The following is a 16,307-nucleotide window of genomic DNA, read 5'->3' as shown; positions in this document are numbered from 1 at the left end:
GCACAGTCCGTTTCTTACGTTATATTTAGGCTAAATTAATGGCCTTAATCGTATCTAACGGAATTTTCGGCTTGCGATCTTCCGTCAGAAGCCCGTTGATTTCCTGCTGGACGTCGGCAAGCTGCGTATAGCAATACCCGCTAATATAGGCAACGTCCTTAATCGCTTGGGTAATACCGCGGAATCGATTAATGAAATCCTCTTCTGATGCAACCTGGTCACCATAGCCCCAGCCCTTGTCCGACTTGAACGCGATTCCGCCGAATTCACTGATGATGATCGGCTGTCCCCGGTATTCGTATCCTTCGGCAAACGCATACTTCCATTGATTGCAAGTCGTTTCATTAGTTACAATCGCTTCCTTGCTCGCATAACGCTTTAGAAAATCATCTCCCAACGCGACATAGTCATGCAGCGTTAGAATGTCGGACACCGTATGCTCCCAGCCGTCGTTCGTGATAACCGGGCGGTAAGGATCAATGGATTTGGTCAAATGATAGATGCCCTCGGTCAGCTTCTGCTGCCGCACATCTTGCAGAATGAGAGGAACGCCCCATGATTCGTTAAAGGGAACCCAAGTAATAATGCTTGGATGATTATATTGCTGCTTCACGATCTCCAGCCATTCCTTCGTGAACGCCTCAACCGCCCTGTCATGAAACTCGAAGGTAGCCGCCATCTCAGACCATACGAGCAGACCTTTCACATCGCACCAATAGAGAAAACGTGCGTCTTCGATTTTCATATGCTTGCGCACACCGTTGTACCCCATCGCCAGAATATGATCGATATCTTCGATCAGAGCTTCCTCGCTTGGCGGAGTCAGGTGACTGTCCGTCCAATAACCTTGATCCAGAATCAATCGCTGGTAGATCGGCACATTGTTCAGCAGCACTTCTCCATTCTTGATGGAAATCTTCCGCATGCCGAAGTAAGAGAACACCCGGTCCACGACTTGGTCATTCGCATACAGCACAAATTCCACGTCATAGAGGTTCGGTTGATTGGGAGACCAGAAGCTTCTCTTCCACGGGCCGTTCGCCTCATGCAGCAGATCAACCTCAACGGTCAGACAAGGGCGGTCAATCGCCAGGCTAACTCGCTTTACGGGCTTATCTTTGAACGTAACGATAGCTTCCAGCCTTAAGTCGCCGGCTGCCTCTACCCCATTCACCTCGTAATCGAAACGGACGATGGAACGGTCGAAATCCGGTGTGATCTTGACCGCATCCAGCCGTTGTTCCTCGACATATTCCATCCATACCGTCTGCCAGATTCCAGTCGTCTGGACATAGAAGCACTCGAAATTGTTGTCGGTCCAGCGCTGCTTGCCGCGCGGCTGATAACAGCTATTGCTGTCTTTGACCTTTACCGTGATTTGATTCTCCGCCCCGACCACGAGATACGGGGTGATATCAATGGAGAAGGCCGCATAGCCGCCCTGGTGCCCGCCTGCCAATGCTCCGTTCACCCATACCTTGGCATCATAATCCACCGCTTGAAAATGAAGGATCACCCGCTTCCCTTCAGCTTCCTTCGGGATATGAACGGCTTTGTTGTACCAGACTTGCGAGTGGAACTCTTCGATTCCGATTCCGCTTGCTTTGGTCTCATACGTAAAGGGCACGTTGATTTTATGTGTCTCTTCGAATTTCTCCTGCCACTTTTCTTTCTCTCCTACGCGTTGGTCATCGAAGCGGAAGCTCCATTCGCCGTTCAAGGAGAGCCAATGATCGCGTACGAATTGAGGTCTCGGATAGTCTTTGATATATGCCTTAGTTGTCATGCTGTACCTCCTATTTATGATGCTTTGCCTTTATTTCCAGTACATACACGGAAGCAGGACGCAGTGGGTAGCCGAGCTTCCATTGCTTAGCAGGGACGACTTTTTCCTCACATAAAACCCGTTCTGGCTCGAACACGGAATTAATATCGTCGTAGGATTCTCCCGTAATTTCATATAGAATCGTCTCTTCCGAAGCTTCGAACGCTTCCAGATCAAGCGCCGCCTTCACCTCGTTCAAGCTGCGGTTCACGATAAATACGGTGACGGAGCTTCGGTCGTCGTTCGTGCCAGCCACAATATCAAGATCAGGCAGCGCGTCCAGCTTCATAGGCGTCTCCTTGAGCGACGGGACGGCAAACTTACCGCACTCAGCTGCGACGGGCAGAATATGCCGAACATCCCGATTCGCGTAAAGCTTCATGACTTCATACGTTGGCGTTCCGTATACGGTAAGCGGCAACCCGCTCCAGCCGGGCTCCTTGCCGCAATATTGGTCGGCATAATAATCACCTACGCGGATGCATCCGCCAAGCCAGCCATTCACCAGATCGGAGAAGCTGCCGATGTGAACCAGGTCGCTGCTGCGTATCATTTCGTTCAAGTTGGCAGCATTAGCGACAGCCGCGCCCAATGTATGCTCATTCGGGAGACCTTTCCGTGACGTGTTGGGATCATACATCGTGTTGTATTCGGTAATGGCCAGCTTCACATGGCTATGCTTCGCGTCCGCCAGAATATGCTCGGCTGTCTGCTGGATATGATGACGGGTAAATTCGGGATAAGAAGCAATTGCCTTATACCGATCCTCCTCCGGCGTATTTCGATTCATGCCGAAGAGACCGTAACCGTGATACAAGTGCAAGGTAAGATAATCGAAATGCTCGCCCGCTATATCGAGGACGGTCTTATTCCACTCCTGCTCGAAATGGCCGCAGGCCAAGAGCACGATAGAGGGATCAGCCGCCTTCATGGCTTCAGCGAAGGAAACCGCACGTCTGGCGAATTGATCTGCAGTACAAGTGCCTACCTGCCACTGTCCCCACACCTCGTTGCCAATCTCCCAATAGCGGACATTGTACGGCTCAGGATTCCCGTTCGCCGCACGCAGCGCTCCCATAGGAGTATCGACGCCGCCGTTGCAGTATTCGATCCAATCGGCAGCTTCCTGGGGCGTTCCCGATCCGTCATTGACACAGATAAGGGGCTCCACTTGAAGCTCGCGGCAGAACTGAATAAATTCATCTGTACCGAAGTATTTGCTCGTCCATCCGCCCCAAGCTTCGTTGTACATGACCGGTCTCTCGAGGGTTGGACCTACGCCATGCTCCCAGTGATAGGCGCTGATGTAATTGCCGGCAAGCCTCATCATCCCCGCGTTCAGATCCCTCGTCATGTCGATGACTTCGCGCTTCACCATAGCGACGCTGTCGACAGGCAATAAAGAGACATGGTCGAGCCACAGCATGCCGGTGGACACATGATCGGCCCACCTCGGCTGATCAGCCGGAACGTATACGCGGATTTCGGCGTCGACACACTCGCGGGTAATGGATAGCCGCGCCTCATACTCGCGCCAGTTGTGGCTGCCCAGCTCAAACTGGACTCTTCCCAGAAGCTCCTCCGAGCGCCGGTCCACCGCTTCGACGATGATCGCCTTCAGCTCGATGGAGGCACGGGCCACAAGCTTGACCGCGTATTCCGCAGGTCCCATGAGCGCTGCCTTCTGCGCGATACCGGCATAAGCTTCGTCATCGCTCAGAATACGGATGCGCTGCGCGCGCCCCGAATGCTTCGGGGCAGATGCCTCCAGCGCGTACTTCGTGTTCCGTCCGTTCGTATAGGCATACCAGCTTCCGGATATCTCTTTCCTCGTCTCGGCTTCGCTTTCGAAATCCATATCCTTAAGCGGGAACGCAAGCATCGCTTCCATATGATCCCGAATGTCCTCTACAAAATGGCCGAACAAGTATGGGTTGACCGTATGCTCGCTTGCTTGGCTGCAGTCGATCCTGATCTTTGCGTTTGTATTCAAAATAAACCTCCAGCTGATTTGTCTTAATGGTTGCGGATTTAACCTTTAATCGATCCGATCATAACGCCCTTGACGAAATGCCGCTGCACGAATGGATACATGATCAATACCGGCAAAGTAGACACGATAATGACCGCGAACTTAATACTCTCCGCAAGCAGAATCTGCTTCTCCAGTCCGACACTGCCGCCCTCAACGGCTGACGAGTTGCTGATCAAGAGAATTTCACGCAGCACAAGCTGAAGCGGATGCAGAGCCTCGTCGCGGAGATAGATCAGCGCAGGGAAGAATGAATTCCAATGGCCAACCGCATAAAACAGAACCATAACCGCCAATATCGGTTTGGATAGAGGCAATATAATGCTAAACAGAAGTCTCCAGTTGGAGCAGCCGTCCATGTGAGCCGCCTCCTGCAGCTCCCATGGAATGCTTGATTGGAAGTACGTCCTCATGACGATCAGATTGTACGTGGCGATTGCCCCGGGAACGATCAGCGCCCACATGGTATTGACCATCCCTAGATCCTTAACCAGCAAATAGGTTGGAATCAATCCGCCGCCGAGAAACATCGTGAGCGTAATCAAGATCATAATGGCGTTCCGCCCGGGAAGGTCTGGTCTGGACAACGGATAGGCCGCCAGTATGGTCATGATGATGTTGATGATCGTACCAACCACGGTATAAACGATCGTATTGCGGTATCCCGTCCAAATTTTATCGTTGTGCAAAATGCTCTTATACGCTTCCAAAGTCACTCCCTTTGGCAGAAGCCATACTTCTCCGCTCAGCACCTTGGCCGGATCGCTGAACGAAGCGCTGACAATAAAGATCAACGGATACAGCACAATAATCATGATGACTGTAGCAATCACATACACGATGAAGTCGAATACCCTCTCATCCGACGGTTTGCTTATGGCCTGTTGCTTCGACATGACTGTAATCCTCCTTTACCATAAGCTCGTCTCCGACGTCTTGCGCGCGAACCGGTTCACCATCAGCAGCAAGATGAGATTAATGACCGAGTTGAACAGTCCAATAGCTGCGGTGTAACTGTATTCACCCTTCAAGATGCCTGTCGTATAGACAAACGTGGAGATGACGTCACTTGATTCCAGGTTCAAGTTATTTTGCATGAGCAAAATTTTCTCAAAGCCGACATTCATGAAATGGCCGATATCCAGAATGAGCAGGATGACGATGACCGGAGCTATGCCCGGAAGCGAGACATGCCATATGCGTCTCAGCCTCGACGCTCCGTCCATCTTGGCCGCTTCGTAAAGCTGCGGATTCACCCCGCTGAGCGCTGCAATGTAGATAATCGATTGCCACCCCATGTTTTGCCATATGTTCGAGCCGATGAAGATTGTCTTGAACCAGCCGGCCGACTCCAGGAATCGGACGGATGAACCGCCGAATGCCTCGATCAGCATATTGATCGGTCCTGTCGGCGACAGGAACACGTTCAATATGCCTACGATTACGACAACCGAAATGAAATGCGGGATATACGTAATATTTTGCAGCCATTTGCTATAGGTCTTGCTTCGGATTTCGTTAACAAGCAGAGCCAGCATAATCGGAATGGGGAATGCGATAAGCAGCGAGAACAAGTTGATGGACACCGTGTTCCATAACAGCCTCCAGAAATAATACGAATCGAAGAACCGTACGAAATGCCCGAACCCTTCCCATGGGCTTCCCATGATGCCCTTGGCCGGATTGAAATTTTTGAATGCGATTTGCAGCCCGTACAGTGGACCGTAGTGAAAGATTAAGTACCAGGCTATCGGCAGAAGCAGCATGAGGTACAGGTCATACCGTTTGGCTATATTTCGGAATAGGCCGGATCCCCGCCTCGGCTGGATAGGGGATAGAGCGGCTGCATCATCTTGTACGCTCTTCATGGGCACTCACTCCTTACTAATGCGGTGTCGATATTATTTCGCCATCTTGTCATAAGCTGTTTGATAGATCCCTTCCAGTTCATCGAGCTTCATTTTGTTCAAAGTAGACTGGAATTCCTCCCACTTATCGAAGCCGAGCGCGCCGACGATAAACTTCGTGCTTTGCTCATTGACATACTTGTCGATGTCGTTGCGCAGAATGTTAACCTTCTGAGCGGTCTCTTCATCGAACATCGGATTCGCGTAGCGGATCTCCGGCATGTACGGCTCCAGCTTCTTGAACGCCTCTTGAACTTGCGGCGGATTAATGAAAGACGCTACCTGGTCGCTGATCAAGTGAGGCGCGCCGCCTCCTGCATACGGGGTCATCTTGCCTTGTGCGCCTGTAATGGCCACAAAATCATCAAAGTAATACGGAACGCCGTCCTTCATCTCGTAATGCTCGCCCTCTCTGCCGAAACGCAGCAGCGTAGAGCCTTCGTCACTGTAGAAATAGTCGATCCAGCGCATCGTCGCTTCCGGATGTTTGTTCACGGATGTAATGGCGAAGGCTCCGAAGTCGCGTGGCACCGGTGCTACCGCGCTTTGCATCTGGTCGCCATTCGGGCCGGCTTGAGGAGCGATGCCCACATATTGATCCATGATTGGCAGGAAATTGTTGTTCGTCTGGTCGAAGAATAGACCCGTATTGCCCGATCCTTGCTTCGCCAGATATTGCGCTTCCGTATGCGAGAAAATTTCCGGGTCCAGCAGCTTTTCCTTATACAGCCTGTTCAAGTACATCAACAGCTCTTTATGCTTCTCATCGCCGCTCCAAATATTGACCTTGTCATCTTCGATGTTGATGTTATAGCCGAGCTGCAAATCCAGGCCAAACGATCCGGCCATCATATTGACGATAATGATCCCAGCAGCAGCATTACGTGCGGTCATCGGAATTTCGTCCGCTTTGCCGTTGCCGTTCGGATCCCCATCCCGGAAAGCGACGAGCACATGATAGAGCTCTTCTGTCGTTTTGGGCTCTTCCAGGTTCAGCTTCTCCAGCCACGCTTTGTTGATCCAGCGTTTGTCCGTACGCGCCGAGCCTGTCGTTACGATGCCGGGGATCGAGTAAATGTGTCCTTCCGGAGTCGTAATGGCCGAGCGGATCTCTGGATATTGCTCCATCAAAGCTTTCAAATTAGGTGCATACTCCTCAATCAAATCCTCCAGAGGAATCAGCTGGCCGGCTGTCCCGTAGCGAATCGTCTCAAGCGGATTAAGTTCCGAACGGAACAAAGCATCCGGAAGCTCATTGGACGCGAACAATAGATTCTTTTTCTCCGCGAAGCCGTCTGTAGGTGCTTCGGTGAATTCAACTTGAATATTGCTTAATTTCTCATAGTCTTGGAACACTGGCATATCTTTGAACGCTCCGTTAGCAGGCGCAATTCTTGTGAACATCTTAAGCTTGATCGGTTGATCTACGATCGGGAAACCTTCCGCTTTAACAGCGCTTTCAGTTGAAGACGACGGATTATTGGTCTCTTTCTTTGAGTCTCCGCCGTTGCTGCAGCCGGCCAGTATCAGACCGGAAATGATCAGCATGGTTAGCGCGCTTCTTCCCCAATGTCTACGCATATATCTGTGACCTCCAATGTACGATTCACCGTGATTTGAAAACGTTTACTTCCGGTGTTCACTCATTATAGTTCACGCGTTTCGCAGCAAAGTTATAAATATATGACTATTTACTCCACATATTTTACGACTTCGCTGACGCTCTCCCGCCTCCCAATCCGTTCAAGTAGGCCTGAGGCGTCACACCGGTGATTTCCTTGAACACTTTGAAGAAATAGTTATAGGTAGCAAAGCCCGCCAGATTGCTAATTTGCTTAATCGTGTATTGACCGCTGCCCAGCAGCTTGCGAGCCGCATCGATTCGAACCCGATTCACATATTCCGAGAATGTCGACTGCGTCTCTTCTTTGAATATCCTGCTTAAGTACGATGGATTCAGACCGATTGCGCCTGCCGCCAGCTCCAGCGTAACGAGGCCCGAATACCTTTCCAAAATAAATACGATCGCTTGCGACACATGCCTGGAGTACGATCCGGCCGCATACTTCTCCTTAAGCAGCTTCAGCAGCCCGGCATAATAGTCTTGCAGCCACTGCTCCATCTCTGCGACGCTGCCTAACCTGCCCAGCTCATTGCGAGCAGGCAGACTATCCATCGCAGCAGAGTCGGCCTGGGACATCCCTTTCTTCCAAGCTTTATCGCCGATATGCAGCAGCTCGCTGATGATCATCTGCACCGCATGGGAATGAACCGGTTGCTCTCGAATGGAATCGAATACAGCTGCAATCAGCCGATGCATGCCTTCCTGATCAAGTATCTCGATAGAGAGCAGCAGCTGCTTCTGCTCCTCAATCGTTAATGACACGCGCTGAGCATGTGCGCTGCTCCCCCATTCTGTTGCTTGTCCCGTCGGCTCAGCAGCAGGATAAGAGTCCAGCTTCCGCTCAGCGGAGACGTAGCTCGCTTCAAGCTGAGACAGACTGTGGCATACATGCCCGACGGCATAGACGCACTTCAAATTCAGAAACAGCTCCAGAGCATGGCTGAGCTTGCTCATCATTCGGCCGGCCTCACTTACAGCGACATGCTCGCTGCGTTCCTTGAATGCAAATACAACAACCAGGCGTCCATTCTCCAGGTAAGCGACCGTGCGTTCTTGCACATCGCCTAAGCTCTGCTGCATGGTCTCTATAGCCTGCTGGACGAGCCGATTCGTCTGCATGTCACTGTAAGATTGCGTCAGCAGCAGGAATGGGACAATCTGAAGAGACGCTGCAGCGTAGCGGATCGTCCCAGAATATAAGCCATTCTTGCTCGCAAAGGCTTCGAGTTCCTGGAGGGATCCCGGCTTCCCCCTCACCAGGTCGGCTATAAACCCGCGGATGAGCACGGGATTCATTCGTTCTGCTATAGCCTTCTGGGCGCTCAAATCCTCAAGGATTTGATCATCCTGGCGTAGCTCCAATGCCGCTTTGTTCAACAGGCCAATAAGCGTTGCGCCGTCAAGCCGATGCTTCAACAAATAATCGATGGAGCCGTTATTCAGGCAATCGCGCACATAATCATAGTCGTCGAAGCTGCTAAGCATGATTGTCTTGATGGCTGGATATCGTTCCTTAATCGTCCGATTAAGCTCCACACCGTTCATCTCGGGCATATTCACATCAATAATGGCGATATGCGGCGGAGACTGCTCGATCATCGCCAGAGCCATAAGTCCGTTATGGGCTTCGCCGCATATTTCAAAGCCGTGCTTTCGGAAATCCACTAACGTCCATACATCGCTGCGGGCCAACGGCTCATCGTCTACCAATAGCACTTGATACATGACTTATATCACCTCTTGAGCAGATTTTCCCTCCTCCCGCAGATCGGGAAAAGTAATAACGACCTTCGTATACAACGTCAGCTCGCTATACAGGCTCACCCCGTACGGCTCTCCATACTGACGGACGATTCGTTCATGTACATTGCGCACTCCCATGCCGCTGAAGCGTGAAGGTGTCTCGCCTTTGAATGGGCCGCCCAGCAGCAAGTCCATTTGCTCCCGAGTCATGCCTTTGCCGTTATCCGTCACTTCGATCTTAAGATCGTGATTCTCTGTATAGACGCGAATCATGACCAGCCCCCCTTCCTCCAGAGGGCCGATTCCATGAATGATGGCATTCTCCACAATAGGCTGCAGCATCAGCTTAGGCACCTGGCATTCCAGCAGATCTTCCTCAATCTCCTCATGCACTGGAATCGGCTGCATGTATTTATATTTCACGATGGAGATATAGCTGCGCACGTAGTCCAGCTCCTCACGAACCGTAACATATTCGTTGGAATGGCCTAGAACACCGCGCATCAGCTCGATTAACGAGCCGGATACCTCCTCGATATTAGGCACCCCGTTCATCTTGGCCAAGTACTTGATGGTATTAAGGGAGTTGTATAGAAAATGCGGACGTATCTGTGCCTGAAGTGCGGTCAACTCAGCCTCCCGCTTCTCCTTCTCACTGATTCGGATCCCCTTCATCAGTCGATTCAGTTCCTCCACCATGCTGATAAAGACTTGGTACAGTTGTCCTATCTCGTCCTTCGTTTTGATCTCCTTCATGGGGAAAGTCAAATTACCATCCTTGACCAGCATCATCATTGACTTCAGACGACGGATATTAATAGTGATGCGTGATGACACTTTCAGTGAGCCAATTAACACGACGATCAGTACAATGACTGACACTTCTGCCATCAGCTTGCGTAGCTTCGCGGATTCGCTGAGCAGCGAATCCATCGGGATAAGCGCCAGCGTCGTCCAGCCCGTATACTCAGATGAACGGCTAACGACGGTATAGGATTTTCCGTCGATACTCATCTCCGCTGCATCGCCGGGCCCTGAAAACTCCTGTCTGATGCTTATGATCTTCTCGATGGAAGGAGCGAAGGACGGCGCCGATTCGGACTGATAGACAAATCCGCCTTCCTTATCGAGCACATACAGCATGCTATCGGCGGTCGGCTTCACACCGTACGTTTTTTTGATAAAATCATAGTTCAAATCCACCATGACAACGCCGATGGTCTCCTGGTCAAAACGGATCTCACGGCCTACGGTAATGGCATCCGATACACCCGTCTGCTTCAAATAAGCATGGCGCGATCCATTCTCCAGCATAAAATCCATCATCGGCGTCCCGATGATCGTCCGGTCCAGCCAAGGGCCTCCGGTGAAAAACACCTTTCCGTTCAGACCGACAACGGCAATCCGCGAAATATAGGGCTTATAATCAATGAGCACCGATAGAAATTCATCGATCCGCTTCTGTTCCAAAAACCATTCATAACTGATCTCTTCCGACGGGCTGAGAATTGTATCAATCACCGTATTTTTGTTGGTCACCACCACGGTGTTCAGCCGGTCGATCTCTTCCAGCATCATATTGAGGGATTCATCCGCTTGGCGAATACTATCCGACACCGAGGTAACCGCGTTATCCTTTATGTTCTCACGCATGTTCACATAGACAATGCCGATCGTAGAGAAAATGGAAAGCAGGGCGACCAGACTAAATGCGATAAATATTTTTCCCTGGATGCTAAGACTGGGCGATATCCATCGCCTAAGATTGGACAGCTTCATATCGGGAAATCTCCTTTAGGTTCATAGAACATGCTGACTTGCAATCGACGTAGCTATAAAGTGCCTATTCTCGGTTAATGGATCATCTTCCGCAGAGCTAGAGGAGAATCTTTAAAATAAATTTTGAAGGCTCTAGTGAACGTATACAGGTTCGGATAACCAAGTGATAAGGCGATTTCCGTAACCGTCGCGTCCGTGTCGATCAGCAGCTGCCTTGCCTTCTCCATACGGATCTTCTGTATGTACTTCATTGGGGGCAAGCCCGCCTGGCTCGTGAACACATGGGTAAAATAGGAACGGTGTACACCTGCGAAATCTGCTACCTGCTGGACGGATATTCCCTCCGATGCGTGCAGCTCCATATAGTTCATGCATTCATGAATCCAACCGGCAAGCTCAGCCTCAGGTGCAGGTGCCGTCTCCGTTATCAACTCAGCGAATAGTGCGTAAACAAGGCTTTGCAGCTCCAATGCCCCTGCCGGAGACCACCGCTTAGCGCTTGCCAGCGTATGGATGACTCGATCCGCCGACATTCGGATGCCTGAATTGACCGCTTTTTTCCGAAAAGGCTTCTCATGCGTTAACCCCGCGAGCTCCAGCAGCGTCAGTGCTCTCTCGCCATCCACCGCCAACCAGCTCATTTGAAGCGGCTTTCCTGAAGGGAGCATGTCGTAGCTATAGGTTCGTCCCGGGAACAAACAAAATAGGTCATCCTTCTGCAATTCAACCTGATTGCCTTCGTACTCCAGCCCAACCCTCCCCTCCTGCACGAAGTGAAGACTGTAGCACTCGATCCTTTTGGGTCCCACTTTGTAGTTCGGCTTGGCCATGCTGCAGCCCGCCCGTACCGGCCATATCCGTCCTTCCTTATCCAGATCCCCTGGCGTATAGTAAATGAAATTAGCAAACTCGTAATCATATTCCTGCATCATAGAGCCCACTCCCATCTCTTGTTCCCTCCCGCTAATGCTAACAAAATGATAATTATGAATCCTCTATTCATCCAATATAAAGCGCTTTCTTATAAGTTTTATCATAAATCGATCAAGTGTGTCCTGTCTAGTAAACCTAACATAATGCTAATATTTTGGCCTAAATATAAATACGACCTGCTGGCTTGCCAGCAGGTCGTATTTATGAATAATCCATATCATGATTTCGCATCCACGAGGATACTCCGATTCATCTCTAGAAGAGACCATAACCGTTCTGTCAATTCTTCCGCAGAACAAGGCATCGATTGGCTGAACCACCATTCGATCACTCCAACGATCGCCGAACTCATGAATTGTACGAATATTGATTTGTCCAGTTCATCCAAGTTCAAATGATTTTCGTTCATATGTTCCATGATCTGTTGGTTAATCATTCTGCTCAGATGAACCCGGAAGGAAGGAACGTCTTTAATGCTTAACAAAGTCTTATACACCCGAGCATTTTTTTCGATTTCTTTAATCGTACGGAGCAAAGGCATCTTCGATGGGAACGGTCCAGTCGCATCCGGAGAATAGCAGCTTTCCATCAAATGAATCAGTTGATTCTCTATGCATTTGTCCAATAGATCATATTTGTCCGAGTAATGCGAATACACAGTGCCTCGATTGACATCAGCACGCTCCGCAATTTCGTTAATCGTTATTTTCCCGAATTCTTTCTCGGTTATCAAATGCATGAAGGCATTCATGATGGCGGTTTGGTTCTTTTTAACTCTTCTGTCCACAGAGTGCTCTCCTTTATTAAACAATCCATTTCAGTCTGTTGAAAAACCAACAAAACTGGTGTATCTAGCGATTGCTGCTTGCCTAAGGGGACTGCTATTCTTATTTTATTCAATGAATGATCAAAAAACAACATATGTTGAAAAAGGAGATTGACGATGAGAATATTGGTTTACGGGGCGGGCGTTCTAGGCAGCTATCTTGCTCATGTACTGGCGCGCGGCGGCAATGAGGTTACTGTGCTGGCGAGAGGCAAGAGAGCAGAGCAACTAGAGACTGACGGACTTGTCATTCGCCATTACTTTCAGCGTCGCAACACCGTCGATAAAGTAAACGTTATTCGCGAGCTTGCATCCGATGATCTCTATGACCTTATTTTTGTCGTAATGAAATACAATGATTTCCCATCTGTTCTGTCTATTCTCGCTGACAATCAGTCTTCCAATATCGTTCTGGTGGGTAATAATGCAGATGCCTTGGGGATGCAGAATGTCATTAAGGAAAAGAGTAAAGTGAAGAAAAATGTCATCTTCGGCTTTCAGATTAGTGCTGGTCTTCGAGAGGAGAGCGGACGCATCATCTGTATCCGTGGAGGCGGTCAAATGGTATTAGGCAGCCTGGACGGCGAAATCTCCATTAAGCCTATCCTTGAGGAAGCGTTTAGAAGAGTTAAATATAAATTAGCTTATCATGAGGATATCGATGCCTGGCTTAAAAGCCATTTCGTGATGATCGTCGCTTTAAACTCGATTAGTTTTCTTTACGACGGCGACTTAAATCAAGCATCAAAGGACAAAAAACTTTTAAAACAAGCCATAGATGTGATCGACGACGGGTTCCGATTGTTGGAAAAGTTGAATTATACGATTACACCCACCAGCCAAGTTGACCTTGTTCGAAAGCATAGACGTTTCTTCTACTATGGTCTAATGATCATTCACAAATTGCCGTTTATGAAGTTGGTAGATGGTTCTTTCAGCGAAATCGCCGCTTTGTTCGATTCATTCCGAAAACTGAAAAACCAAACCAATATCGCTACTCCCCATTGGGACGCAATGGAGAAGCTGACGATGTCCAAGTGGAAGTAAATCCGATGAATCATGCAAAAAAACCTTCAAAATCACTTTGTAAGTGATAATGAAGGTTCTTTCTAATCTACCTGTGGATTCGCATCTTCTTTTCTTTACTGGATGCTCTCTTGTTAAATCAGATCCGATTTTTGCAAAAGTCTTTGAATGACCGTTGCAACTTCAGCCCTCGTCATGTATTCCTTCGGCGCAAGCTGGGTTGTGCTTCTTCCGGATACAATGCCGGACTGCAAGCTTTCGATAACGCTGCTTTGCGCCCATCCAGATACGTCGGCTGCATCTCCGAACGAACGAAGTGTTGCGTCTGCCGACTGCACAGGCAGCTTGGCTTGTAGTCCGGTAATCTCCATCGCTCTAGCGAGTATCACCATCACCTGTTCCCGCGTAATCTTGTCATTCGGGCGGAACGTGTCATCCGCAACACCGCTAATCAATTGATACGTATAAGCCGTATAGATTGCGCTGCTGTACCAATCCGATTCCCTCACATCCGCGAACGGAGTTGCGCCATTTTCCAGCTTGAGTCCCAATGCACGTACGAGAATAGCAGCAAATTCTGCACGAGTGATGTCTCGGTCAGGGCTGAACAGACCGTCTCCGGTACCTTCAATGATCATCCGCGAGCCCATGTCGTTAAGGGCATCTTTTGCCCAATGGTTAGCCGAATCCTTAAATTCAACCGGATGCCACACGACGGCATACGTGCTATTGGTCAGGCTGTTAATGATTGCGTAATATTTGCCGTCGATCATCGAGATCTTGGTCGGTACATGACGTACCGTACCGTCGGGATCGATCACTACGCCTGTCGTAATCTTGTTCGGATCGACACCATCCGGAATCGCGATGGTACGCTCCACATAGATGTCGAATTTCGATACGTTGATTGTCGTTTCTCCATATGTCGCTCTGACTGTGAACTCAACTGGCGGAACGACAAGCGTAAATGTTCCTTTTTCTGCCGAATTATTCACGACTTTCACCGTAGCGCTTGCTGGCGCGGCGATTTCGACTTGTATTTTGATGTCTTCTAGAGCGACCGACTTCCCGATAAGTTCGGATATTGCATTAATATTCACCTGTTGCGCAGGAAGCCTATAAGTCGCTTGATCCGTTTTGATTTCCAAAATGGCTTTATGGTTTTCCATATTTTTGACCATTTGGCCATTCAATTCGCCAACGACCACGTCAAACTTCGTATTGACCGGAATAGTAATGATTGCCCCCTGGCCTTCCGCTGCCAGCTTGTCTGCCAGCTTCTTCTGGTCAATCGTAATCGTGAGGACGGTTTGGTCGTTACGCTTGCCAGTTATGGCTGTTCCTGCTTTTTCCTGCTTGCCGTTCACCAATATAATGACATCTTCACTGCCCGAGTTGCCGGATTCAGGTGCTGATTCCTCATCGTCATTTCTTGGAGGCGCTGGTTTTGCTTTCACCTTAACGCTGAATGTCTTCGTTTCGGTTTCGCTGCCCTTCGTAATCGTTGCCGTGAGCGTTACCGTTTTGTTCCCTGCTGCTGCAGATGGACGGCTGACGGTTCCGTCATTCGCAATGACAGCAGGATCGCTGGACGACCAGCTGATTGTGGTGCCACTTGCTCCCGTTTCAGGTAGATTCAAGTTTTGGGTCACACTCTCCGTGCTGTCTCCACCCTTAAAGCTGAGTTCCAAGGCCGCTTTAGCTTGGGCTACAGCTTCGGCATCGGTTTCGGATTCCGGCTGTGCTTTCACCGTAACGGTGAACGTTTTCGTTTCGGTCTCGCTGCCCTTCGTAATCGTTGCCGTGAGCGTTACCGTTTTGTCCCCTGCTGCTGCAGATGGACGGCTGACAGTTCCGTCATTTGCAATGACAGTCGAATCGCTGGACGACCAGCTAATCGTGGTGCCGCTTGCTCCCGTTGCAGGCAAGCTCAGGTTCTGAGTCACACTCTCCATGTTGTCTCCGCCCTTAAAGCTAAGTTCCAAGGAAGCTTTAGCTTGGGCTACAGCTTCGGCATCGGTATTGAATTCCGGCTGTGCCTTCACCGTAACGGTGAACGTCTTCGTTTCCGTTTCGCTGCCTTTCGTAATCGTTGCGGTGAGCGTTACCGTTTTGTCCCCTGCTGCTGCAGATGGACGGCTAACGGTGCCGTCATTTGCTATGATAGTCGAATCGCTGGATGACCAGCTGATCATGGTGCCACTTGCTCCCGCCACCGGCAGAGTCAAGTTTTGGGTCACACTTTCATCATTGTCGCCATTGCCATAGTTAAGCTCCAAAGCCGCTTTAGCTTGGGCTACAGCTTCGGCATCGGTATTGGACTCCGGCTGTGCTTTCACCGTAACGGTGAACGTCTTCGTTTCCGTTTCACTGCCCTTCGTAATCGTTGCCGTGAGCGTTACCGTTTTATCCCCTGCTGTTGCAGATGGACGGCTAACGGTCCCGTTATTCGCAATGACGATGGGATCGCTGGATGACCAGTTGATCGTGGTGTCGCTTGTTCCCGCCACCGGCAGAGTCAAGTTTTGGGTCACACTTTCATCATTGTCGCCATTGCCATAGTTAAGCTCCAAAGCCGCTTTAGCTTGGGCTACAGCTTCGGCATCGGTATT

The 16,307-nt window shown here is 49.9% G+C and carries 11 protein-coding genes; 1 reads left to right on the top strand and 10 read right to left on the bottom strand.

The window, feature by feature from the left end:
* Positions 1-25: 25 nt before the first annotated feature.
* The 9 genes from AC0YNW_RS15615 to AC0YNW_RS15575 form a co-directional block, all read right to left on the bottom strand.
* The gene (locus tag AC0YNW_RS15615) at positions 26-1,786 is read right to left on the bottom strand and encodes a glycoside hydrolase family 2 protein (RefSeq protein ID WP_475832715.1); all 1,761 of its coding nucleotides are present in this window, start codon (positions 1,784-1,786) and stop codon (positions 26-28) included.
* Between the two features lie 10 nt (positions 1,787-1,796).
* On the bottom strand, positions 1,797-3,818 hold the full coding sequence (locus tag AC0YNW_RS15610; RefSeq protein WP_475832714.1) for an alpha-L-arabinofuranosidase C-terminal domain-containing protein: 2,022 nt from the start codon (positions 3,816-3,818) through the stop codon (positions 1,797-1,799).
* A gap of 38 nt (positions 3,819-3,856) precedes the next feature.
* The gene (locus tag AC0YNW_RS15605) at positions 3,857-4,753 is read right to left on the bottom strand and encodes a carbohydrate ABC transporter permease (protein WP_475832713.1); all 897 of its coding nucleotides are present in this window, start codon (positions 4,751-4,753) and stop codon (positions 3,857-3,859) included.
* 15 nt (positions 4,754-4,768) lie between these two features.
* Positions 4,769-5,725 carry an ABC transporter permease gene (locus tag AC0YNW_RS15600; protein ID WP_387470647.1) on the bottom strand — a complete coding sequence of 319 codons (957 nt, stop codon included), beginning with the start codon at positions 5,723-5,725 and terminating at the stop codon, positions 4,769-4,771.
* A gap of 33 nt (positions 5,726-5,758) precedes the next feature.
* Positions 5,759-7,345: an extracellular solute-binding protein gene (locus AC0YNW_RS15595; protein ID WP_475832712.1), complete on the bottom strand. Its 1,587-nt coding sequence runs from the start codon at positions 7,343-7,345 to the stop codon at positions 5,759-5,761.
* A gap of 124 nt (positions 7,346-7,469) precedes the next feature.
* The gene (locus tag AC0YNW_RS15590) at positions 7,470-9,113 is read right to left on the bottom strand and encodes a response regulator (RefSeq protein ID WP_475832711.1); all 1,644 of its coding nucleotides are present in this window, start codon (positions 9,111-9,113) and stop codon (positions 7,470-7,472) included.
* Between the two features lie 3 nt (positions 9,114-9,116).
* Positions 9,117-10,910, bottom strand: a complete 1,794-nt coding sequence (locus tag AC0YNW_RS15585; RefSeq protein ID WP_475832710.1) for a sensor histidine kinase — start codon at positions 10,908-10,910, stop codon at positions 9,117-9,119.
* A gap of 74 nt (positions 10,911-10,984) precedes the next feature.
* On the bottom strand, positions 10,985-11,857 hold the full coding sequence (locus AC0YNW_RS15580; RefSeq protein WP_475832709.1) for an AraC family transcriptional regulator: 873 nt from the start codon (positions 11,855-11,857) through the stop codon (positions 10,985-10,987).
* A 203-nt stretch (positions 11,858-12,060) separates the two neighbouring features.
* Positions 12,061-12,630 (bottom strand): TetR/AcrR family transcriptional regulator, encoded by a 570-nt coding sequence (locus tag AC0YNW_RS15575; protein ID WP_387470636.1) that lies wholly within the window; start codon positions 12,628-12,630, stop codon positions 12,061-12,063.
* A 156-nt stretch (positions 12,631-12,786) separates the two neighbouring features.
* Here AC0YNW_RS15575 and AC0YNW_RS15570 point away from each other — a divergent pair, with 156 nt between their 5' ends.
* Complete coding sequence (locus AC0YNW_RS15570; protein ID WP_475832708.1) at positions 12,787-13,716, top strand: ketopantoate reductase family protein; 930 nt, start codon at positions 12,787-12,789, stop codon at positions 13,714-13,716.
* 113 nt (positions 13,717-13,829) lie between these two features.
* Here the strand turns inward: AC0YNW_RS15570 and AC0YNW_RS15565 are convergent.
* Positions 13,830-16,307, bottom strand: a 2,478-nt coding sequence (locus AC0YNW_RS15565; RefSeq protein ID WP_475832707.1) for an immunoglobulin-like domain-containing protein, incomplete at its 5' end; no start/stop codon positions are given.

Source organism: Paenibacillus sp. J31R120, assembly GCF_056269225.1.
This window is presented reverse-complemented; position numbering and strand designations above follow the sequence as displayed.

Excerpts from the sequence above, each read along its gene's own strand:
- AC0YNW_RS15615 (WP_475832715.1), bottom strand. The coding sequence starts at position 1,786 with ATGACAACTAAGGCATATATCAAAGACTATCCGAGACCTCAATTCGTA.
- AC0YNW_RS15605 (WP_475832713.1), bottom strand. The coding sequence starts at position 4,753 with ATGTCGAAGCAACAGGCCATAAGCAAACCGTCGGATGAGAGGGTATTC.
- AC0YNW_RS15600 (WP_387470647.1), bottom strand. The coding sequence starts at position 5,725 with ATGAAGAGCGTACAAGATGATGCAGCCGCTCTATCCCCTATCCAGCCG.
- AC0YNW_RS15595 (WP_475832712.1), bottom strand. The coding sequence starts at position 7,345 with ATGCGTAGACATTGGGGAAGAAGCGCGCTAACCATGCTGATCATTTCC.
- AC0YNW_RS15590 (WP_475832711.1), bottom strand. The coding sequence starts at position 9,113 with ATGTATCAAGTGCTATTGGTAGACGATGAGCCGTTGGCCCGCAGCGAT.
- AC0YNW_RS15585 (WP_475832710.1), bottom strand. The coding sequence starts at position 10,910 with ATGAAGCTGTCCAATCTTAGGCGATGGATATCGCCCAGTCTTAGCATC.
- AC0YNW_RS15580 (WP_475832709.1), bottom strand. The coding sequence starts at position 11,857 with ATGGGAGTGGGCTCTATGATGCAGGAATATGATTACGAGTTTGCTAAT.
- AC0YNW_RS15570 (WP_475832708.1), top strand. The coding sequence starts at position 12,787 with ATGAGAATATTGGTTTACGGGGCGGGCGTTCTAGGCAGCTATCTTGCT.